Source organism: Brevundimonas sp. UBA6550, assembly GCF_002434505.1.
Classification (GTDB): Bacteria; Pseudomonadota; Alphaproteobacteria; order Caulobacterales; family Caulobacteraceae; genus Brevundimonas.
Genome location: NZ_DJKE01000011.1, coordinates 86,624 through 106,335, shown reverse-complemented (window position 1 = coordinate 106,335; position 19,712 = coordinate 86,624). Strand labels below are relative to the sequence as shown.

Genomic DNA, 19,712 nt, shown 5'->3' with positions numbered 1-19,712 from the left:
GCGCGAGAAAGAGTTTCTGCCCGCCGCGCTGGAGATCTCGGAGACGCCGCCGTCGCCGATCGGCCGGGCCATCCTGTGGACAATCATCGCCGCCGCCCTGATCGCCCTCGCCTGGAGCATCTTCAGCTTCGTCGATGTGGTCGCGGTCGGAGAGGGCCGACTGGTGCCGACCGGGCGCCTACGTAGCGTCGAGGCCGCCGAGGCGGGCGTCATCCGCGCCATCGACGTGCGCGAAGGGCCAGCACGTCACGGCGGGCCAGCCGCTGATCGAGCTGGACCCCACCTTGGCCGACGCCGATGTGGACACAGCCCGTGCGGAACTGGCTTCGGCTCGTCTGACCCGCGCCCGTGCCGACGCGATCCTGGGCTACCTTGCTACAGGGCGCATCCAGTTCGTGGCCCCCGAAGGCGCTGAGCCCGCCGCCGTCGCCGCTGAGCGTCAGGTGGTGGACGCCCGCATCCGCGAGCATCAGGCCAATCTGGCGGCCCTCAGCGCACGCCGCTCCGGCGCGGCGTCGGCCGCCCTGACCTCGGCCGAGAACATCGCTCGTTACGAGGAAGTCCAGCCCTTGGCGCGCCAGCAACTGACCGCCCGCCAGGATCTGGAACGCCGGGGCTACGGCGCCCGGCTTCGTGTGTTGGAACAGGAGGAACGCTACATCTCCGTCAGCCGCGAACTTGCGGCAGAACGTCACAGGGCGGCGGAAGCTCGGTCGCAGGTCTCGATGATCGACCGCGAACGCGCACAGGCTCTGGAGCAGTTCCGTGGCCAGGCGGCGCAGGAGAAGGCCGAGGCCGAGGCCGTGGTCGCCACCCGTACCGAAAGCCTGACAAAGGCCGACCAGCGCCAGTCACTGCAACGCCTGAAAGCGCCGGTTTCCGGCACGATCAACGAGGTGTCTGTCACCACCCTGGGCGAAGTGGCCGAGGCCGGCCAGGCACTGGTCACCCTGGTGCCTGACGGCGAAGACCTAATCGTCGAGGCCCTGATCCTGAACCGCGACGTCGGCTTCGTGCGGCCGGGCATGCGCACCATCGTCAAGCTGGAAGCCTATCCCTTCACCCGCCATGGCAGCCTGACAGGCGTTGTTGAGCATGTTTCGCCCGATGCGACGGTAGACGAAACGCGCGGACTGGTGTTCCCTGCGCGCATACGACTGGTTGCGTCGAGGTTGCGCACCGGAACGGGGGAACAAGCCGTGATGCAGCCAGGCATGGCCGCGACCGTGGAGATCGTCACCGGGCGCCGGCGGGTAATCGACTATGTGCTTTCGCCGATCGCACGAGCTGTCGGGACGGCGGGGAGAGAGCGATGAGAACGCAGCGCGCCTACAAACGGGTCGTTATGATCCCTCAAATTGTACTGATCAAACTGTGCCTGTCTCTGAGCTTACTCAGTGGATGTGCTCACGAAGGTCGGGTAGGCGTTGATAGCTCTCTTCTAGAAAAAGCCATGAGCGTTCAATCTGCGTGCCATTTTGTCGATATCGACGATTACAGCAATAATGCAACGCGATGCATACGCGCATACGCTTCGGTGTCGAACAGCTTAGAAGATCTGGCCGAGCAGGGTACGGCATCTGGAGGTCTTCCCAAGCACGTAATCAGGGAAGTCGTGTTGGTCGCGAACATGCTCATAAAATATGAGCCTTCTCAGTCGGTAAGTACTGTATCCAATACGCGATCATCGATCATTACAATTGTCGATATGGCTGATGATCCAGTTAGACTCGATCCGCACTATAGATCGCCGATCTGGCAGCTTAGTAAAACGCAGTAAAGTCAAATTGTATCATTCATAATGAAATAAGGGGGGCACGTGGGGCTTCGTGAAAATCGGCCGCGTTGGACGGCAGGAACACCTGTAACGATTTCCGCAACTGATACAGCATCCTTGTTCGGCGGCGTAGCGACTATCACAGCGCTGCCTTCAACACTCTCTGGCGTGAGAATGACCTTCGCTCTACCTGCGCCGGCAGGTTGGAGCGGCGCGCGCACGCTGACCGTCGACGTCGTCGGTAATACGAGCAGCTTGTCAGACATCTCTCTCAATACCTGGTTAGGCGCGTTCTTTTCAGACCCTGTAATGCAGTCTCTGATGAACGGCGACACGCCACCAGGCATGCCCGTAAATCAAAGCGGCGGGCAGTACGACCGGCTTGTAATTTATCTCGGCCCAACTGTATCCGGCAACGGTGCAGCAACCCTAAACCCGCCAAGAACAATAAATGGTACTAGAGTTGGTCGGATCGTTGTAGACGTCAACGATTTCAAAGATGGAAATAGTTGGTCATCAGACTCAAGAGGTAGATTACTATATGCAATCGGTCATGAGCTGATCCATCTCGGCGGTCGAAATTACGGCCATGAATATCAGAACGTCTATAACCTTATGGGAAACGTTACGCCGGGTGGCGTGCAAGCTTGGCTTAATCAATATGGCAGCAATTTCAATTTTGCTGCTGACAACGGCTATGCCCATAGTATGCCGCTCATACGAAGGATTGCAAACGAGATTGGCCTTAATGCCTCTCAAAGACGTTTTATTGAAAGGTACTACGAAAAGGAAATTTTAGACTCTGCACGAGTGGGTCTCGCGTTTTCCCGTGAAGCATTTGCGAGAAGAATCTTCCAGACTCCCGGCTTGACTGACGGAGATGTTCAATCGCTACTTCAGGTTGAAGTTTCTGCTGTGGCAAATGACGGCTCTGTGAGCAGCCAAAAGCTGTTTCGGATAAAATCTGGAGTGAATACGGCCGACGGCATTCAGCAGTCCGAAATTGAAGTTCGACCAGGGTTGGTCACACCAAGTAGGCGTGTGTCTGATATGCTGAATAGAACGCCGAGCGCAGTACCGCCATCACCGCTTGAAGTCTCCAGTGATGATGCTTTGGCGGAGTGGAGAATTGACCTTGATTCCGCAGTGCAAGAAGGGAATTGGGAGCGCGTTTCTTATCTTATGAGGGAAGCGGAGCGTTGGTCTGGCTTGGGCCGCATTTTGGGCAGCTCGCTTGGAAAGCTGATCGCTGGAGAAAATCAGGTCGGCGTATTCATTAGCTCAACGGTACTTAGCGCTTATGGTGCCAACCTCGCTCGTGAGTTGGTTTACCAAAGCGGAGGATTGATGAGCGCAATGAACAATGCGCTACGCGTGACCCTCTCCCCGACTGGGCTGTCCGAAGCATTTGTCGGCAGCGGCATCGGTACGGTCAGTGCAATGCTCACAATGGAAATTGCGGACGTACTGGGGTTGGATGGTGATGTCGGAAGCGTATTTTCCGCAGCGACGGGATCTGTCGTCAATCGGGTTGTTCACAACGTCCTGACAACCGGCAACATAGCAAATGCCTTTTCCGGCTTGAAACCAGCTGGATTTTTTGACACGCCCACGATCGGCAAAACCGGGCAAATCTCAGGTGGCGTGGGAGCGTTTGCTGCCTCTGCGGTGGCAGCCTTTATAGGGGCAAAGCTTGGCAGTTACATCGTTTCGCCGACCACTCAGGCAGGCGGTGTATTGTCGAGCCTCGGCAGCGCTGTAGGCGCATGGGCTTTTTCAACGATTGGTGTAAGCGGCCTAGCTGCTTCGGTCTCCAGTAGTTTGCTAGGGTCTGCCACTTCATGGATTGGCCTGAATATCCTGGCGCCGGGGATAGGATCTCTAATTGGTTTTGTAATAGGGGCGTTTGTAGGGAATCTATTTGGCAGAAAGAAACCAAAAGTTCCTACGGCAAATGCGGAAGTTTATCTGGATGGAAGTGGTCAAGTATACACCATTGGAACTATAAGTTCGGCAAATGGCGGAAATGTAGCGCTTGTGAAAGACATGGCGCGTCAATCGTCTTTGACGTTGAATGTTCTGGTGAATACCATCGCAGGCGTAGTTCCTTCGATTGTATCGGGTGGAATCAATCAAATATACGGACACAGCGGCAGTCAGCTTTGGGTTCAACTTGGGGGGTCTTATGCGCAGAAGATCAATTTCAACTCGCCAGATGAAGCGGTCGAGTACGGGGTCGTCAGTGCTATAAAATCTACTACAATCGTAGGGGGGAACATAATTCTAAAAAGGGCTCTGTCGCTATCTGAAGAAAAGTCTATAGTAGGAATTACCGGTGACCTGAAGATTGCAGAAGATTATTCAACTTACTTGCGATACAAGAGTGTTATCGATGCCTCTATACGTGAGCCGTACGAGAGGTTGTCGGTAGCGGATAGATCGTTTTATGATTTAAACCGGGACTTGTTTGCAAAAATCGCGCTCGCCGGCGCTGTTCCATTGTCAGCTCAAGACAACGACTGGCGACAGCAAAATTCCTCTACAGTAGATCGGATTTTAACAGCCTTGCGTCCCACCGACTTTGCGGCTGGGTGGATGCTTACACTTCAGCGCGCCAATGAGTTAGGGCTAGACAAGTGGACTGTGGGGGACTTCAACGGTGGCCTGCAAGGCTTCCTGACCAGCATGGGTCTATCGGCCTACGGCGCGAACTTCGAGGACGTGCGGGTCAGCGACCTACTTGGAGGCATGACCCTGTCGGTGAAAGGACCGACCGTCCAGGACGGTGTCTTCTCCATCCTGCCCCAGGCGCTGGACAAGCCGCTGGGCAACGACCTGTTGAACCCGCACTGGGCTCAGAACTCGGCCGGGTGGTGGATGGCGACATGGCAGGCACCGTCTGCCGAACATGGCGTTAATCTGAATTCCGACTGGTCCGGTTCCGGCAACGATGTGTTCTGGTCGCGCATGAATGGAGCGACGACAAATGGCGCACTCGTCGATGTCCGCTCGGAAATGATCGCGTCTGTTGGCGGGGCCGCCTACGAATTCAGCGTCAAGGCGGCGCAGCATCGCGGGACGGCGCAGATGTTCGTCGAGTTCTACGATGCGAACCAGAATTGGCTCGGCTCGCAGATTATCAACGGGTCAGCCAGGGTCTACGGCGGCTGGCATGGCGACCTCGCCAACTTTGACACGATCAGCGGCCAGATCACTGCTCCGGCGGGTACAGCTTATCGCCGGATCGGCCTGCGGCTCGTGGCAAATGGCGAGAATGACCCCTACGCCTTCTTCACCCAGCCTGTGACGCGAGAAGTCGGCGGCGCCGCCATCGACTGGAGCGCCGACGGCAACGCCATCCGCATCGATGACCTAGCGAAGATCGGCTACACCAAGCTGACCGAAGGCAATACGGCGGGTCGAGACTTCCTGGACTTCTCGCAACGCACAGGGGCGGTGGGCTGGAGCGACTGGAGCGAGCACACGACCGAAGGGCATTGGGAATGGCAGAGCTGGGGGCCTCAACCTGAGGTGCCGACCGTGCCGATGGACCCCGACGGCGGCGGTAACGGCGAATACGTCTGGGTGCCCGGCCAAACCTATGTCGTGTCGGGCGGCGACGACATCGTGATCGGTAGCCGCTACGGCGACTATCTGGCCGGCGCGGCGGGCTGGGACTGGCTGGACGGCGGTGACGGCGACGACACCATAGATGGCGGAGAAGGCAATGACGTCCTCTTGGGCGGCGCGGGCGCTGACCGTCTGATCGGCGGCGCTGGCGACGATTATCTCGTCGGCGGCGCGGGCGACGACAATCCTTGGGATGGCAACCCGAATGCCGGCATGTGGGGCGGGAATGGTAACGACACCTTCGTCTTCGCGGGTGGTCGCGATGCCGCGTTCGGGGAAGATGGAGATGATGTATTCCTGATGGAGCAGGACGGTTACACGCCAGGCCTTGAAGCGAGCGGTAATCATGATTGGTCCAAGATGGACTACGTCGACGCCGGCGCAGGCTCGGACACCATCTCCTATGAACGATTCACGGCTCCGTTCGCCCATAATCTGGATGTGAACTTCTGGCCTTGGGCTACCAACGCAAGCGCGATGCCGGTGGGTGGCATCAACGGAGTTGTCGTCTACCTCGGTAATCACCCCGCGAGCTGGAACAATGGCGACGCATATTGGGCGGACGCCAAATACATCATGGGCGACTGGATAAAGGGCGTCGAAAATGTCACCGGCAGCCGTTTCAACGACTATCTCTGGGGCGACGCCGGAAACAACATCATCAAAGGCGGCGACGGCGACGACTTCCTCGATGGACATGACGGCGCCGACATTTTGGAAGGTGGTGCTGGAGCCGACTATCTTACCGGCGGCGGCGGCGGAAATGACACCGCATCGTATGAAGGTTCGAACGCTGGCGTGTTCATCGACTACACCACGGGCGAAGCCTTCGGCGGCCACGCCACAGGCGACAAATTCCATAACATCCAGAACATCCGTGGATCTCGCTTCGCCGATGAGCTGAAGGGCGACGCTCAGAACAACCGTATCGAGGGCCTAGCCGGCGACGACTGGATCGTGGCGACCAAAGGTGCCGACACCTACGATGGCGGCGAAGGCCTCGACACCGTCGACTATTCGACCGGCTTCTCGTCAGGCAATGCGACATATCAGGTGTGGGTCGAAGGCGGTTACTGGGAGTACGATTGGTGGCTCCAGCAAGACGTCTGGGTTTCGACGGGCGAAGGCCATTACGAGACTCAGACCGGCTATCGTCAGGGCCTGCAAGTTTACGGCGGGGTGGCGAACTGGCGTGCCGATGATGGATCGGGCGGGACGCACAGCCTGATCGGTGTCGAGCACATCATCGGGACATCGGGCGATGACTACATCGCCATGACGGAAACCGACGACTACATCACCGGCGGCAAGGGCAATGACACGCTCGCAGGCGGTGGCGGCGGTGATACCTACTATTTCGACGTGGGCGACGGCGTCGACACGATCAACGACAACAACGTCGGGACTAACGTAGTGTCGTTCGGCGCTGGCATCGGGTTCAACCAGCTGACCTTCTCCGCTCAAGATGGAGCCGGAGGTCATCTGACGATCTACTACACCGCCACGGACTCGGTGCGCATCAACGGCAACATGCCCACGGTGAGCCAGGGCAAGCTGGCCTCTGCCGATGACAACCGGATCAAGACCATCGACATGAACGGCTCTGGCCAACTCGATGTCTCGCAGTTCGAAATCTATCGCGGCGGTTCGGCCTGGGGCGATACGATCAGCGGCATCCGTACGCTCGGCGATTTCATCGCCGGCTTCGGCGGCAATGACACCATCTACGGCATGCAGCCGGGCCAGTGGGAGGACCACGGCAACATCATCATCGGCGGCGCCGGCGATGATACGATCTACACCTCCGCCGGCGATGATCAGTTCGCCTTCGAGCGAGGATCCGGACGCGACACGATCAATGACACCGGCGGCGAGGACACTCTTGTCTTTGGTCCCACTGTTACTGCCGACGATGTAATCTACAAGGTGATCGGAAACGACCTATACATCGGTATCGCCGAGGCTGGCTCACCCAATCTGGAGGCTCACCAGGTCGCCGACTACGTCCGGGTCGTGAATGGCGGCGTGAAGTGGGAGGATGCCTACGTCGGCGGAGCGTCCTTCAACACCGTCGAGTTCATCAACGCGGGCGGAACTTGGATCGACCTTCGCAAGCTCGATCTGAACTGGACAGTCCAGTATTCTTACAACGGCGGCGTCATGCCGATCGTCTTCGACCTGAGCGGAGAGGGTCTTGAGCTCACCGGGGTCGAGTCTTCGAACGTGGTGTCGCGCTTGGCTTCCGGACAATACGCCCGCACCTCCTGGGTCGGTCCGACCAACGGCATCCTGGCCTTTGACCGCAATGGCGATGGTCAGATCAACAACCTAGCGGAAATCTCGTTTGTCCAGGATCGCGAAGGCGCCAAGACGGATCTGGAAGGCCTGCAGGCTTGGGATACCAATGGCGACGGCAAGCTGAACGCCTTGGACGCAGGCTGGTCGAACCTGAAGATGTGGGTCGATCGTAATCAGAACGGCCGCTCAACGGAGCAGGAACTACGAACACTTGAACAGGTGGGCATCACCGAGATCGATTTGAAGGGCGTGGCGACCGGCAATACCGCCGCCACGACGCGCGACAGCTTCGTGCACAACACCCTGTCCTTCACCTGGGCCTCCGGAGAGAAGGGAACGGCCTATGACGTGCAACTCGCGCGTCGCCTGCTCAACGAACTGGGTCTCTCTGCTGAGCAGGTTCGGGCGGCCTGGGGCGATGGTTCGGCCACGGGCGAACTTGGGCGGCTTGCGTCCAATCCAACCGTCGCCGCTGCAGCGCGTGCCGTGTTGGGAACTCCGACCGATCCGGTCAGCCCCCGATCAAACTTCGGATTCGGTCGCGAAAACATGGCGGTGCTTCGCGATGATGCAGACTGGGGCGCAGGGTTCGTTGCTGACCATGCCCTGGATGACGGGGATCAGAGCGTCGATGTCTCCGTCGACTTCAGCGATCACGACGGTCTTTATGCCGACGATGAGGTCCGTTGGTCCGATGTCTTGAACGGCACGATTTCCAATGGGGGAACCATCAACGACACCGACGCGCGTGTTCGAGCGACGCTTGAAGCGCTGCAGCAGTCCGCGGGCCGCGGGGCTTTCGGCCAGTCCTTCGGTCGGCCGGAGATCGAAGACCCCTCGGCTGCCATGGTCCCTGTGGGGGGGCAGTCTGAGGGGCAACGCACTTTCGCCCCCTCTTCTGTTTCGAACGCTCAGATTGGAGCGGCGGAACGTGTCGATGCCTTTGGCGTGGACGGGCGACCGTCCAGCTATGGTCAGCTGTTCGACGTGGACGATGCGGCCAACCTGCTGAGCGCCGTTTCGGACGGCGACGATGTCTGGGCGCCGGCGGAGTTCAGTCGGGCGTCGATTGCGCAAGGACGCGAGTGGTGGCGGTCGGCTGTCGTGTCGCCAGAGGGCCTGCCGATGCTGACGCCCTTCGCCACGCTCGATCAAGCTTCCGAGATCGAAGGCGGAAGTCGTTCGTCGTCGGCGTCGCAGCATCAGCAACTCGTCCAGGCGCTGGCAGCTTTCGGTCCGAAGACCGGAGGCGGAAGCTCGGCGATCTGGAAACGTTCCGGTGAAGTCGATGCGGACGCCCTGACCGGCGTTGCATCCGACAACCGCTGGCGGTTCGCCGGACCGTCGCGTATCCACGCCTAAGCCTTCTGTTCGAGTAGCCGTATGACCGACACCAACCCTGCCCCCAAAACCGTCGCTCAGATGCTGGGCGAGATCACCTGGCTGATGACCCAGTCGCCGATCCACAAGCAGCTGTTCATCGGCGATCTGGAGTGGTTCGCCATGCCGGCCATCCTGGTCGAGCAGTTCCGCATCTTCTATGGCCCCAACAGTCCGGCGGCCGTGGCGCTGTGGGCGATGGTGTCCGAGGACACCGAGGAGCGATTGAAGGCTGGCGCGCACAAGCTTCGCGCCGACGAATGGCAAGGCGGGGATCGACCGTGGCTCATTGAGTTGATCGCCCCGTTCGGCGCTCAGGACGAAATCCTCGCCGACCTCTCCAACACCGTCTTTGGCGGCAAGCCGTTCAGCTTCCATACGGCGACGCCGGACGGTCAGCGCGTGGTGAAAGTCTATGAAGCCCCCGAACCGTCGACGCTCAACTAGGGTCTGGGCCGCCGCCGGATTGGCGACGGCCACAGGCCTGGCCGCCTGCCAGAGCTTGATGACGACCGTTCCCATGTCGGAACAGCTGGCGCCACTGGACATGGCTTTGTCTGAGGCTCCGGACGCCGTGGAAGCGCGCGCCAACAGCGGGGACGGACAGGCGCAACTGGCGATGTCGATCGTCTCCAGGTACGGACTGCATGGTCGAACGCCAGATATTGTCGCTGCAGGCCGGTGGCGAGATCAGGCGCTGGCGAACCAACGGTTCATGCCGATCACCCAGTACACGGCCGCCTTCAACGGTTCGCCATCTCGGGTGAACATCATCAATGTTCCGGTTCAGGCCATCTCGGCCGCCCAGTGGCAGGCAGTCAATCGATGCGTCATTTGGCTAAGCGGCGATCCGGCCGTCACTTCAGCCGCCTGTGGCGGCCCCGCCGAAGCCGAGCGACGCAAGGTTGCGTGGGCCACCTTTGCACGTGGACTACACGGTAGTCGCCAGATTATGTCGGCTCCGGTGGGATCGCCCTCCCGCACCCAAGTTCTAACCCGCTATTCCAACCGGATAGCGGTTTTTTTCACGCCCGGAGTCCACACCTCAAATCCACCCGTGGAAGCCTCGTGGAAGCACCCGGCGCGCAAATCCAGGCAGGGCGGGGGTTCGGATCACGATGGCGAGAGGCTGGTGGCCATCGGCGGTTGCTCTGTGGAGAGCCAAATGCGACGCTTGGCGCGACTGAGGAGCTCATGATGACTGACACGCCGACCGAACATGCCGGCGCAGCCGTTCTGCTGTCCCTGACCTCCGACATCGTCGTGGCGTTCCTGGCCAACAACAAGGTCGATCCAGTTGCGGTCCCTGAGGTCATCAGCGCCACTCACGCCGCCTTGGTCCGGCTAACGGCCCCACAGGTCGAAGCGACCACTGAGACGGCTTCTGAGGTGCCGAACCGTGCTGCCATTCGGAAGTCGGTAACGGAGGAGGGGATTGTCTCCTTCCTGGATGGCAAAATGTACAAGACGCTGAAACGGCACCTCAGCACGCGGGGCTATACGCCGGACAGCTACCGTGAAGCGTTCGGGCTGCCGGCCGACTATCCGATCGTAGCGCCCGGCTATTCAGCGGTCAGATCCGCAAAGGCGAAAGAGATCGGCCTCGGGGTAAAGCGCAAAGGTGCTCCGCCAAAGAAGAGCGCCAGACGAGCGTCCTGAAGCCTACACGGGCAGGTGCCGATGTGCAGATGCTCGAAGCTGTTTGGTATGTTTTTCCATCCGAGCCCGGAGCTAACAGTCGAAACTCGAACCGTTTCGGGCACGCATAACGACAGACAACTCCATTTTAAGGAGCGAGCCCCACTCCTAGGCGGCGGGCCTGAGCGAGCACGGCACTCGCCGATGCGGACGCCTGAGCCCGGTTACACCGCCTTAAGCAAGCGTCACAGCAGCGAAGGGATCGCACTTGGATGACCTTTGCTCGCAGTAGCGATCACTCCTGTTGCGCCATTCCGCCCGCCGATTGCCTAGATCTCTTGACTTGAGAACAAATAAAGAACATTATCTCTGGCCGCCATCAATCCGCGAACGGCGCTCGCTGTGGTGGTGTTTGGGATCAAGTGCTGCAATCTTGCGGTCGGGGTTGGGCCGAATCGGCCCTCGAAAACGACTGGGTCTGGAATGACTAACCAAATCATCAATGTCGCCGTCCACGACCTAGATCGGGGGGAAGACGGCTTTCGGATCAGGATGGGAAACGACCATCTGACCGTCAGCGGGACCACTCAACGGGTGGTCGATGAACTCTACGATCTCTACAGCCGCCGCGCCTCAAAATCTCACGGCAAGTTCTCGACCGCAGAGACCGCTGCTCCGACAGAGCGCCAGCTGAAGGACTATCTGGACGACAAGTCCGACTTCGCCGATCTCACCGGCAAGATGATGGAGACCCTCAAACACCAGGCAGGAACACGAAACGCGGCCCAAGGCGGGCACGTCTTTTTCGCTCATTTTAGCCGCGACGGTCGCCAGTTCCTACTAGTCGCCATCTTGAACGACAAGCTCAGCGCGGCACTCACCAAGACCTATGATGTCGCCGATGTGCAGCACCTCGATATGGAGGGTTTTCGCTTCGCGGGTCGGATCAACCTTGCCGGCTGGGCGGCTGGGGAGGAGCGTTACATCGGCTTCCTCAAGGGGAAGGGTAACGTCTCCGAATACTTCATGGAGTTCTTGGGCTGCGACAACTCCGTGCAGGTCAAGCAGGACACCACCGATCTGGTGAAAGCACTGAAGGGCTACGCCGACGATCAGGGCATGGTTGGGGAGGCCCGCGACGCATTTCTTGGAAAGGCCAAGTCAATCTGTGACCAGGCCTCGCGTAATCGCGAGGAGATCGAATTCGAAGCCTTGGCGAATGAACTTGCCCCCAAGGCGCCGCAGGCACTTCTCGCGGTGTTGACCGATCCGGAGCGCAAGCTGAATGATGGCTTTGTTCCGGATCGCCGCGCGCTCAGCTCGCTGGTGAAGTTCAAGGGCAAGACATCCCAGTGGTCGGTCGAGTTCGAACGAGACGCCTTGACCGGCGGAAAGGTCCAATACAATGCCGCAGAGAATACGCTGACGCTTCTCGATCTTCCCGATGACCTGACGGCACAGCTCAGACACGAGCTGGTGAAAGATGCCTAGGCTTCGCTTCGAAGACCTGCTGGAGCTTTACCGGCACACGGTATTCGACCCCACCGGAGACGAGGGAATTCTGACGATCGCGAGCCCCCACGCGCTCGCGAGCCTGCAGTTGATCGAAACCGATGAGGCAGCGGGCGACGATGCCAATCTGGCGGTGCTGGTCGATGGAGCCAACCTGTCCGTCGGCCAGACGGTCCGGGTTCGGGTCGGCGCGCCCCGGATTGGTTTGGGGCTGCTGGTCCGTTCCGTCAACGACCTCCTCAAGACGCCCGAGGCGCGCGTGGCCGAGCCGGCGGCCTACTTCATCATTAATGGCGGAATCGATGCCCGCAAGACGCCAGAGCCCGCCCTGATCGAGACGTATCGCCAAGTTCTAGCCGTCGTCGATCTGCTCTCAAAGGCGGCGGCCTACCTCGACAAGACGCGGCAGGAGCTCGTGTTCGTCCACGATGGCAAAGTGTCCGTTCCTATCCGGTACGATCAGGCGGTGCTGGAGCGCGTCTCGGCCACGGCGATCAAGGGCTTGCTGGAGAATTTCCGGGACGATGTCCATCAGGATCAAAAGCTCGCAATCCTTGAAGATGCGATCGTCCAGATGATTGAGGGCCAATCGACGACCAAACGGTTTGTCTACCTTCTGGATAACCTGGATGCTCTGACGGAGAGCGTTCGCAAGGGCTACCGCCTGTTCGCGTCCAGTTTCTCCTACAAGAAAATCCGGGGAGAGATCGAGGCCGCGAAGGTCGATTATGTCGGGAAGATCCACAAGACGCTCGTCGACATACAGGTCCAGTTGCTCAGCGTTCCAGTCGCCACGATCATCGTCGCTTCCCAGTTGAAGGTTAGCCCCGGCTGTGGGGTCGAGTTCTGGACGAACATCGCTGTGGTGGCAGGCGCTTGGGTATTTCTCTGTCTGTTATTGATCGCCATTACCAACCAATGGGTGACGTTGAGCGCCATCCATCAGGATGTCAAAGCGCAACAACAAAGGCTTGAGCGGGACTATGCAGCGATTAGCTCAGAGTTTCTCAACATATTTCAGGGCCTTCTCGGGCGCATCCTGTGGCATCGTGTCGCCTTGGGCGGGATCGGCTTCATCGCGGTCTTAGGTGCGTTGTTCGCAACCTACGCCTACGGAAAACTTAACACAGCGCCGGCCGCTTGCCTCACCTCGGCTATAAACGCCAGTCCTCTGAAAACCCCTACACATCCGGCGCCTTCAACGCTGGCCAAACCGCCACTGTTCAGTCCAGTCCCGGTCGGAAATCTGTCCGCGAGTGCGGTGACTGCCCAGCCGTCTGTCTCAGGCGGCAAGGCAGCTAGGATCGGCACGCCTCCCGTCTCTGACTAGCGCCGAGCCCCGATGCGCCTGAAGTAGCCCACCGGCACCAGCAGTGCCAAAACCTTTGTGAATGTCCGATGTTAGGATACGGCCGAACTTCTGCTTCTGGCGCGTCTAAGACATCAGTTCGGGATTGACCTGCTATCAGTTCCTGAGACCTGTCGGTCTTTCAACTCATCAATGCGACGCGACGCTTCAGCCTTCGTCAGGCCTTCCTCGAACGCATCTGGCGCACCCGTCTCTTCTGACAACGTCTTGAGGTAGGACGTTTGGGCACCAGTCATCCCATCGTCTCCTGAAACCCAGTCCGACGGGTCCTTTTCCGTGTTGCCGGTGGGATGGGGGTCCATCTTGGGATTGTGCGCATCTGTCATAATGATCTCCTGTGTTCATGTAATGTTCTTCTTGAGTTAGCGTTCCCCAATGCGGTGCGGTCGCTGAGACGCGGGCAGCCACGTCCGAATGTTCGGGCGAGGCCAAGGGCTCGCCCCAGCCTGAGCCGTCTAGACAGGGTCGCCGAATGGGCGACGTGCTCATGGAGCCTGTCTTGTCGTCTTACTTGCCTGAAGTATCGCTTCCGCGCCGCCGGGGGCGTCGTGCCGACCCGATCATTCTACACCCCGAACCGCTCTGGGCGCTTGAGCAAGACCCTGGCGATTTCCACACGGCGCTAGACGCCCAGATCAGCCGTCACGGCGATTCTTGCTATCGCCTGCACAAAGCCGTCATGGCCGCCGGGGCGCCGATCGACCACCACGCCATCGTCGCCTGGCGGCGCGGCGCCAAAACCCCGCAGACGGCCGCTAGCTTCAGAACGCTAGCCGCTATCGAGCACAGATATCGTCTTGAGCCCGGCTACTTCGTTGGCCGAATGCGGCGACGCGGTGCGATCCGTCATCAAACGCCCAAGATGGTCTCGGCCTCTGAATCCAGAAGGCTGGCTTGGCACCTGCCTGACGACTTCCTGACTAGAAGCGCGACGGAGCAGGCTGAAATCGTGGAGTGGGTCCGTAAGCATATCATCTCGGGCGGGACGGAGTATCGCCGCTACCAGTCCGAGGCGGCCCGCCACCGGTTCGGCTTTCGGTTTGACGGCAATGGCGCGTCATGGCTCCAGGCTCCGCCTCAACTCGCTCAGGAGATCGCTGCCCTTCGACGCTTCAAATCCTCAACCCTCACCGACATCGGGTTCGAAAGGTCGGGCGTTTGGGGAGAGGAGACAGCGGCTCAGCGGACGGAGCATCTTGCCCTGATGTTCGGAGCGATGGCCGCGCCCCGTGAGGGCGATGTGCGGGGTCTGGACGTGCCTCCTGAGATGCTGACGCTGGGCCTGCTCGTCTTTCCGGCGGTGTGGGACTGGTATGTCCAATGGCGTGAGCAGCGGCGCGGCTTCTACACCGGCTGGGAAACGGAGATGCTGCTTCTGGCGGCGGCCTTCACGCGAGAGCGGACGGGATGGCTCAGGCAGAATCCAATTTTCGCCGATCGCCTGGCGCCGATCCAAGGGCTGGTCTCAGAACAGGATATCGCAGCGGCGAAGGCCGATTGGGACGCTGTCTGCGAAGTCGGCCACAGGCATACGCTTGCGCGAGCGCGCGAAGTGCAGCGGGTTGCCCGTGTGCATCGCGATCCCTTCGAACCCATCTTGCCGATCCTGGAGGCGGCAAGCCCGGTCGGAGAATATCGCAAGATCGCCGACGAGGTGCTTCGTCAGATGCCGAATGATCGGCGCTATCCGCGCGTGGCAGCCGAGGCGGTCCGATCATTTCTGCTCATCCGACTAGGTCTGCACCTGGGCCTTCGTCAAAAAAACCTGCGCCAGCTTCTCGTCACGCCGCGCGGCGAAATGGGCCGTACCGAACGAGAGTTGGAGACAAGCAAACGGGGGGAGTTGCGGTGGTCGGCGAGAGATGCCGGTTGGGAGGTCTTCATCCCGTGCGCCGCGTTCAAAAACGCGGACTCTGCCTATTTCTCCAAGCGACCCTATCGAATGGTGTTGCCGGACCTCGGAGGACTTTACGGGTACATCGATCGGTATCTGAAGACGGACCGACCCGCACTCCTTGCGGGCGCGTCAGATCCCGGAACCTTCTTCGTGAAGACCGTCAAGCGGACCAGCCGGGACGCCGCTTTCACACAGTCTGGATTCTATGAAGCCTGGCGTCTGACCATCCAGCGCTATGGTATCTATAATCCCTGGACCGAGCGCGGAGCGATCCCAGGCTTGATGTCGCATGGTCCGCATAGCGTGCGCGATGTCCTGGCGACCCATGTGCTGAAGCGGACAGGTTCCTATGAGCAAGCTAGCTACGCCATCCAGGACACGCCGGCCACGGTCGCGGCTCACTACGGCCGCTTCCTGCCGCAGGACAAGGCGGCCCTGGCCGCCAGGATCCTAAATGAGGTGTGGGCGGAGTAGTCGGGGAGAGGGAGGCTCAACCCTCTTTAAATGTGGCGGGGACAGATTGCAGTGATGAGCCGCTCTCGCCGTCGTCGTCCCCGTCTTCCGTCGCCTCCCATCAAGAGGACACGCCGTCGCAGCCATCCTTGGCGCTTCACAGTCGCCGTCGCCGGCGTCGCGGCGGCGGCGTTTCTGACGGTGGTCTATTGGCCCTTGGACGACAAACTGGAACACCTAGACCCAAGGCTGGAGCAGATGCTGGCGGTGGAGCCAGAGCCGGGGACGGCAGCGCCGACCGCCGACCGGTTCGTCTGCGACGTAGCCTATGTGAACGATGGCGACACGCTCCGCTGTGAGGACGGGACACGCATCCGACTTCATGCCGTGGCAGCGCGGGAGAGCGACGAGACCTGCTCGCCCGGCCATCCCTGTCCCGCTGCATCCGCCGCGTCCGCAACGGCTGAACTTCGCCGCTTGGCCGCGAACCGGACCATCACCTGCGAGCGCATCGGCCAAAGCTACAACCGGGTCACAGCGATCTACTGGACGCCCGCCGACGTGGAGATCAATTGCGCCATGATCCGCAGCGGGACGACGGTGGTGTGGGACCGCTTCAACCGCGAGAGGGCGATCTGCCAGTCCTAAAACGAAGGGCAGGGCAAGGCCTCCCCCATCACTCCAGCGCCATCGCCAGCCGCCCCGCGATCCGCGTCGAGGCCATCAACGGAAAGTCAGGCGTCGTAGGGCTTCAAGAGGCAATAAGAAGCGAAAACGCACAGCGCGAAAACAGTATAGACCGTTCTCATATCTGGCTGGTCGTGATCCTGCCGTTTCAAGGGCGATAGGCGATCTTCCGGTATCGGCTGTTCGCCGGAGCATCCGAATGGCGCTGGCCTAGACCGAGCAGCCGGCGTCAGACCTGCGGTCGCCGTGTCAGCGTCCGGCGACGCATAAATTTGTCGCCGTACGCTGACAACTGAGTTTGTCGCCGTACGCTGACATGATATGTTGTCAGAGGCAGGTGGAGCGCTGGCGTGTTTATTCGTTCGGCGATGGAACTGGGCGCCGCCGTCAAAGCGCGCCGCAAAGCGATCGGAGAAGATCAGGCGGCTTTGGCGGCGCGCATCGGTGTGTCGCGCCAGTGGATCAGCGCCTTGGAAAACGGCAAGTCCACGTTGGAGCTTGGCCTCGTTCTGCAGACTTTGAAAGCTCTGGATATGCCTCAATCCATCTCGTCGGACCAATCGACCCACGCCGGCGCGCCGCTCCCCCGTACCGACCTCAATGCGCTCATCGACGCGGCGCGCCGTCGATGACGGACCCTGTCCTCATCCTGCTGCTGAATGGGCGTCGTGTCGGCGAGGTCCGTAGAAACGGCCAGAAACTCTCGCTCCACTACGATCCCGCGTGGCGCGCCGATCCGGCTGCATACCCCGTCTCTCTATCCATGCCGCTCGCATCGCTGGACCACTCCCACGCCGCGATCACCGCGTTTGTCTGGGGCCTGCTGCCTGACAATGAACAGGTTCTCGATCGATGGGCCCGCCAGTTTCATGTCTCGGCGCGCAATCCCTTCGCACTGATCGGAGCCGTTGGAGAAGATTGCGCCGGCGCAGTTCAGTTCGTGACGCCCGAGCGAGCGGACGCCCTGATGCAGGGCGGAGAGGACGACATTCAATGGCTAGACGACGATCAGATCGAAGACCGGCTTCGAACGCTCCGTCAGGATCAAGCCGCCTGGCGTGATCGACGAGACCACGGGCAGTTCAGCCTTGCCGGAGCCCAGCCGAAGACGGCCTTGCTGCGGCAGGACGGACGATGGGGCGTGCCGTCGGGGCCGCAACCCCACGAGCCATATCCTGAAGCCGCCCACCGGCGCCTTCGACGGTCAGGCGGAAAACGAGCATTTCTGCCTCCGTCTGGCGGCGCGTCTCCGTCTGCCTGTGGCCTGGTCTGAGGTCAGGCGTTTCGGCGAAGAGGTCGCCATCGTCGTGGAGCGATACGATCGACAGGCGGTCGATGGCCGCCTGCTCCGTATCCACCAGGAGGACCTCTGTCAGGCCCTCGGCGTTCCACCCACGCGGAAATATCAGGCCGACCGAGGCCCCGACGTGCGGCGGTGTGTGACTTTGATCCGCGACCAATCGAGCGAACCCGGCGAAGACGTGGATACCTTCATTCAGGCCGTCCTGTTCAACTGGATCATCGGCGGCACAGACGCTCACGCCAAAAATTACGCCTTGCTCATCGCGGAGGAGGGGCAGGTGCGGTTGGCGCCGCTCTATGACGTCTCCAGCGCTTTACCCTATGGCGGTCTTCAGTATCAGCGGCTCAAGCTCGCGATGAAGCTCGGCGGTGAATACTATCTTCGCGATATCGGGCCGCGTCACGTCGCCAAGATGGCGGCAGAAATCCGACAGGATCCCGCCTCCCTGATCGCTCGCGCCAGGGCGATGGCTGACCAGATCGTCGGCGAAGCGCCCTCGGTCGCCGCCGATCTCGCCGCAACTGGCCTGACCCACGCCTTGATCCCGCGTTTGTCGGCCCTTCTCGTCGACCGGGCGACGCGGTTGTCGGCAGATCTCGCGGCCTGGGGCCCGAACTAGACGTCGCCCGAACGGTTCGGCGGGAGGTCAGGCCGATTGCAAATCGGCGGACCTCCCCTTTCAAACAGACGGGGCGTCGCTTTCAATGAGGCGCGGCGCCTCGCAAGCCCCGGGTTTGGGAACGGTCGGCGTCGCTCAAAGTGTCTGGAAAGCCATCTCGCAAACGCGTGGCGACATGGCCGACGCGCCTCCCGGAGGAGATCCGCGCGCGCTGACGGGACGCGGCGACAATATTCATCGAGATCCTGCCGCCGGATCTTCCTCTGTTCGACGACCGTTGAGGTTAGGGCGTTGGGATCGGCGGGACTGAGGCGGCGACGGCCAAAAGGCGTTTGAGTGGGCGACGTCTTAAGACACTCCGCCCACCTGCCGACGAATTCTACCCCGAATGAATCGCCTTCATGCACGACGTCGATTCTGCAAAGAATCGACGCTGGATCATCGCGACAAAAATATATTCGTGGACTGAGTTGACGTCCTGTGGATGGTTTTGCTTGCTGTGAATTGTCAACGCCGATCTCACGGCTTGGCTACAGGAACTCAAACTATGCGACGTTTACTTCAACGTGGCCTGTCGGCCGCGACGGTGACTTGCGGCCTGTTCTTTGCGGGACAGGCCGTGGCCGGCGGTTCCGGCATGCCCTGGGAGGGCCCGCTCCAGCAGATCGTGGAGTCGATCACCGGCCCCGTGGTCCAGGCCGCCGCCGTCGTGGCGGTCGTGCTGTTCGGCGCCGGGGTCGCCATGAGCGAGAACGGCTCGTCCATGCGTCGGGGGCTCGGCATCCTGTTCGGCCTCTCGATCGCCTTCGCCGCCTCGACCTTCTTCCTGCAGTTCTTCGGCTTCGCCGGCGGGGCGGAGATCGCCTGATGTCCGAGACCGCGTCCGATCGTCGACCGCCTGGTTGGGACCTGCCGGTCGCCGGCGCCCTGACCGAGCCCGTGACCCTAGCGGGCATGCCAAGGGACTACGCCATCCTCATGGGCACCGTCGCGGTGGTGCTGGGACTGGCGCTGCGGATCTGGTGGCTGGGCCTGCTGTGGTGGGCGGTCGCCCACGCCGTCGGCCTCTACGCCGCTCGCGCGGACAAGCGGTTCTTCGATGTCTTGAGACGCCACCTGGCCCTCCCGGGCCATCTCGATGCGTGAGGG

15 protein-coding genes and 1 pseudogene are annotated in these 19,712 nt (G+C 60.7%); 14 read left to right on the top strand and 2 right to left on the bottom strand.

Annotated elements, in window-relative coordinates; all coding sequences use genetic code 11:
* The coding region (locus B3Z70_RS13285; protein ID WP_292045759.1) for a hypothetical protein at positions 1-213 on the bottom strand (213 nt) is incomplete at its 3' end.
* On the opposite strand from B3Z70_RS13285, the gene B3Z70_RS13280 reads away from it, so the two are divergent.
* The 7 genes from B3Z70_RS13280 (at position 135) to B3Z70_RS13250 (ending at position 13,565) form a co-directional block, all read left to right on the top strand.
* Positions 135-1,316, top strand: coding sequence for an HlyD family type I secretion periplasmic adaptor subunit (locus B3Z70_RS13280; protein WP_292045758.1), 1,182 nt, complete (start codon positions 135-137; stop codon positions 1,314-1,316). The two genes, B3Z70_RS13285 and B3Z70_RS13280, sit on opposite strands and share 79 nt — an antisense overlap.
* Before the next feature lie 635 nt (positions 1,317-1,951).
* Positions 1,952-9,067: a calcium-binding protein gene (locus tag B3Z70_RS13275; protein WP_292045757.1), complete on the top strand. Its 7,116-nt coding sequence runs from the start codon at positions 1,952-1,954 to the stop codon at positions 9,065-9,067.
* 21 nt (positions 9,068-9,088) lie between these two features.
* The gene (locus B3Z70_RS13270; RefSeq protein ID WP_292045756.1) at positions 9,089-9,532 is read left to right on the top strand and encodes a toxin-activating lysine-acyltransferase; all 444 of its coding nucleotides are present in this window, start codon (positions 9,089-9,091) and stop codon (positions 9,530-9,532) included.
* Positions 9,533-9,605: 73 nt separating this feature from the next.
* Positions 9,606-10,283, top strand: a complete 678-nt coding sequence (locus B3Z70_RS13265) for a hypothetical protein (RefSeq protein WP_292045755.1) — start codon at positions 9,606-9,608, stop codon at positions 10,281-10,283.
* Positions 10,283-10,744, top strand: a complete 462-nt coding sequence (locus tag B3Z70_RS13260; protein WP_292045754.1) for a MucR family transcriptional regulator — start codon at positions 10,283-10,285, stop codon at positions 10,742-10,744. The genes B3Z70_RS13265 and B3Z70_RS13260 overlap by 1 nt, the downstream gene beginning before the upstream one ends.
* A 462-nt stretch (positions 10,745-11,206) precedes the next feature.
* Positions 11,207-12,214, top strand: coding sequence for a nucleoid-associated protein (locus B3Z70_RS13255; RefSeq protein WP_292045753.1), 1,008 nt, complete (start codon positions 11,207-11,209; stop codon positions 12,212-12,214).
* Positions 12,207-13,565: a hypothetical protein gene (locus tag B3Z70_RS13250; protein ID WP_292045751.1), complete on the top strand. Its 1,359-nt coding sequence runs from the start codon at positions 12,207-12,209 to the stop codon at positions 13,563-13,565. The genes B3Z70_RS13255 and B3Z70_RS13250 overlap by 8 nt, the downstream gene beginning before the upstream one ends.
* 113 nt (positions 13,566-13,678) lie before the next feature.
* Here the strand turns inward: B3Z70_RS13250 and B3Z70_RS13245 are convergent, their stop codons facing one another.
* Positions 13,679-13,930, bottom strand: a complete 252-nt coding sequence (locus tag B3Z70_RS13245; RefSeq protein ID WP_292045750.1) for a DUF3072 domain-containing protein — start codon at positions 13,928-13,930, stop codon at positions 13,679-13,681.
* Positions 13,931-14,076: 146 nt separating this feature from the next.
* Here B3Z70_RS13245 and B3Z70_RS13240 point away from each other — a divergent pair, with 146 nt between their 5' ends.
* From B3Z70_RS13240 to B3Z70_RS13215, 7 genes and pseudogenes are all read left to right on the top strand, one after another.
* The gene (locus B3Z70_RS13240) at positions 14,077-15,975 is read left to right on the top strand and encodes a hypothetical protein (protein ID WP_292045749.1); all 1,899 of its coding nucleotides are present in this window, start codon (positions 14,077-14,079) and stop codon (positions 15,973-15,975) included.
* A gap of 195 nt (positions 15,976-16,170) precedes the next feature.
* Complete coding sequence (locus tag B3Z70_RS13235; RefSeq protein WP_292024185.1) at positions 16,171-16,602, top strand: thermonuclease family protein; 432 nt, start codon at positions 16,171-16,173, stop codon at positions 16,600-16,602.
* A 389-nt stretch (positions 16,603-16,991) separates the two neighbouring features.
* Positions 16,992-17,273 (top strand): helix-turn-helix domain-containing protein, encoded by a 282-nt coding sequence (locus tag B3Z70_RS13230; RefSeq protein ID WP_292024184.1) that lies wholly within the window; start codon positions 16,992-16,994, stop codon positions 17,271-17,273.
* Positions 17,270-17,572: pseudogene (locus B3Z70_RS17265) on the top strand (HipA N-terminal domain-containing protein); the annotation flags it as partial. The gene B3Z70_RS13230 and the pseudogene B3Z70_RS17265, both read left to right, overlap by 4 nt.
* 127 nt (positions 17,573-17,699) lie before the next feature.
* Positions 17,700-18,563, top strand: coding sequence for a HipA domain-containing protein (locus B3Z70_RS13225; RefSeq protein ID WP_292024183.1), 864 nt, complete (start codon positions 17,700-17,702; stop codon positions 18,561-18,563).
* 547 nt (positions 18,564-19,110) lie between these two features.
* Positions 19,111-19,431, top strand: coding sequence for a TrbC/VirB2 family protein (locus B3Z70_RS13220; protein ID WP_292024182.1), 321 nt, complete (start codon positions 19,111-19,113; stop codon positions 19,429-19,431).
* On the top strand, positions 19,431-19,709 hold the full coding sequence (locus tag B3Z70_RS13215; RefSeq protein WP_292024181.1) for a VirB3 family type IV secretion system protein: 279 nt from the start codon (positions 19,431-19,433) through the stop codon (positions 19,707-19,709). The genes B3Z70_RS13220 and B3Z70_RS13215 overlap by 1 nt, the downstream gene beginning before the upstream one ends.
* Positions 19,710-19,712: the final 3 nt, after the last annotated feature.

Bases quoted from the DNA above. Each gene is read 5' to 3' on its own strand.
- B3Z70_RS13280 (WP_292045758.1), top strand. From the start codon at position 135: ATGTGGTCGCGGTCGGAGAGGGCCGACTGGTGCCGACCGGGCGCCTAC.
- B3Z70_RS13275 (WP_292045757.1), top strand. From the start codon at position 1,952: ATGACCTTCGCTCTACCTGCGCCGGCAGGTTGGAGCGGCGCGCGCACG.
- B3Z70_RS13270 (WP_292045756.1), top strand. From the start codon at position 9,089: ATGACCGACACCAACCCTGCCCCCAAAACCGTCGCTCAGATGCTGGGC.
- B3Z70_RS13265 (WP_292045755.1), top strand. From the start codon at position 9,606: ATGTCGGAACAGCTGGCGCCACTGGACATGGCTTTGTCTGAGGCTCCG.
- B3Z70_RS13260 (WP_292045754.1), top strand. From the start codon at position 10,283: ATGACTGACACGCCGACCGAACATGCCGGCGCAGCCGTTCTGCTGTCC.
- B3Z70_RS13255 (WP_292045753.1), top strand. From the start codon at position 11,207: ATGACTAACCAAATCATCAATGTCGCCGTCCACGACCTAGATCGGGGG.
- B3Z70_RS13250 (WP_292045751.1), top strand. From the start codon at position 12,207: ATGCCTAGGCTTCGCTTCGAAGACCTGCTGGAGCTTTACCGGCACACG.
- B3Z70_RS13245 (WP_292045750.1), bottom strand. From the start codon at position 13,930: ATGACAGATGCGCACAATCCCAAGATGGACCCCCATCCCACCGGCAAC.
- B3Z70_RS13240 (WP_292045749.1), top strand. From the start codon at position 14,077: ATGGGCGACGTGCTCATGGAGCCTGTCTTGTCGTCTTACTTGCCTGAA.
- B3Z70_RS13220 (WP_292024182.1), top strand. From the start codon at position 19,111: ATGCGACGTTTACTTCAACGTGGCCTGTCGGCCGCGACGGTGACTTGC.
- B3Z70_RS13215 (WP_292024181.1), top strand. From the start codon at position 19,431: ATGTCCGAGACCGCGTCCGATCGTCGACCGCCTGGTTGGGACCTGCCG.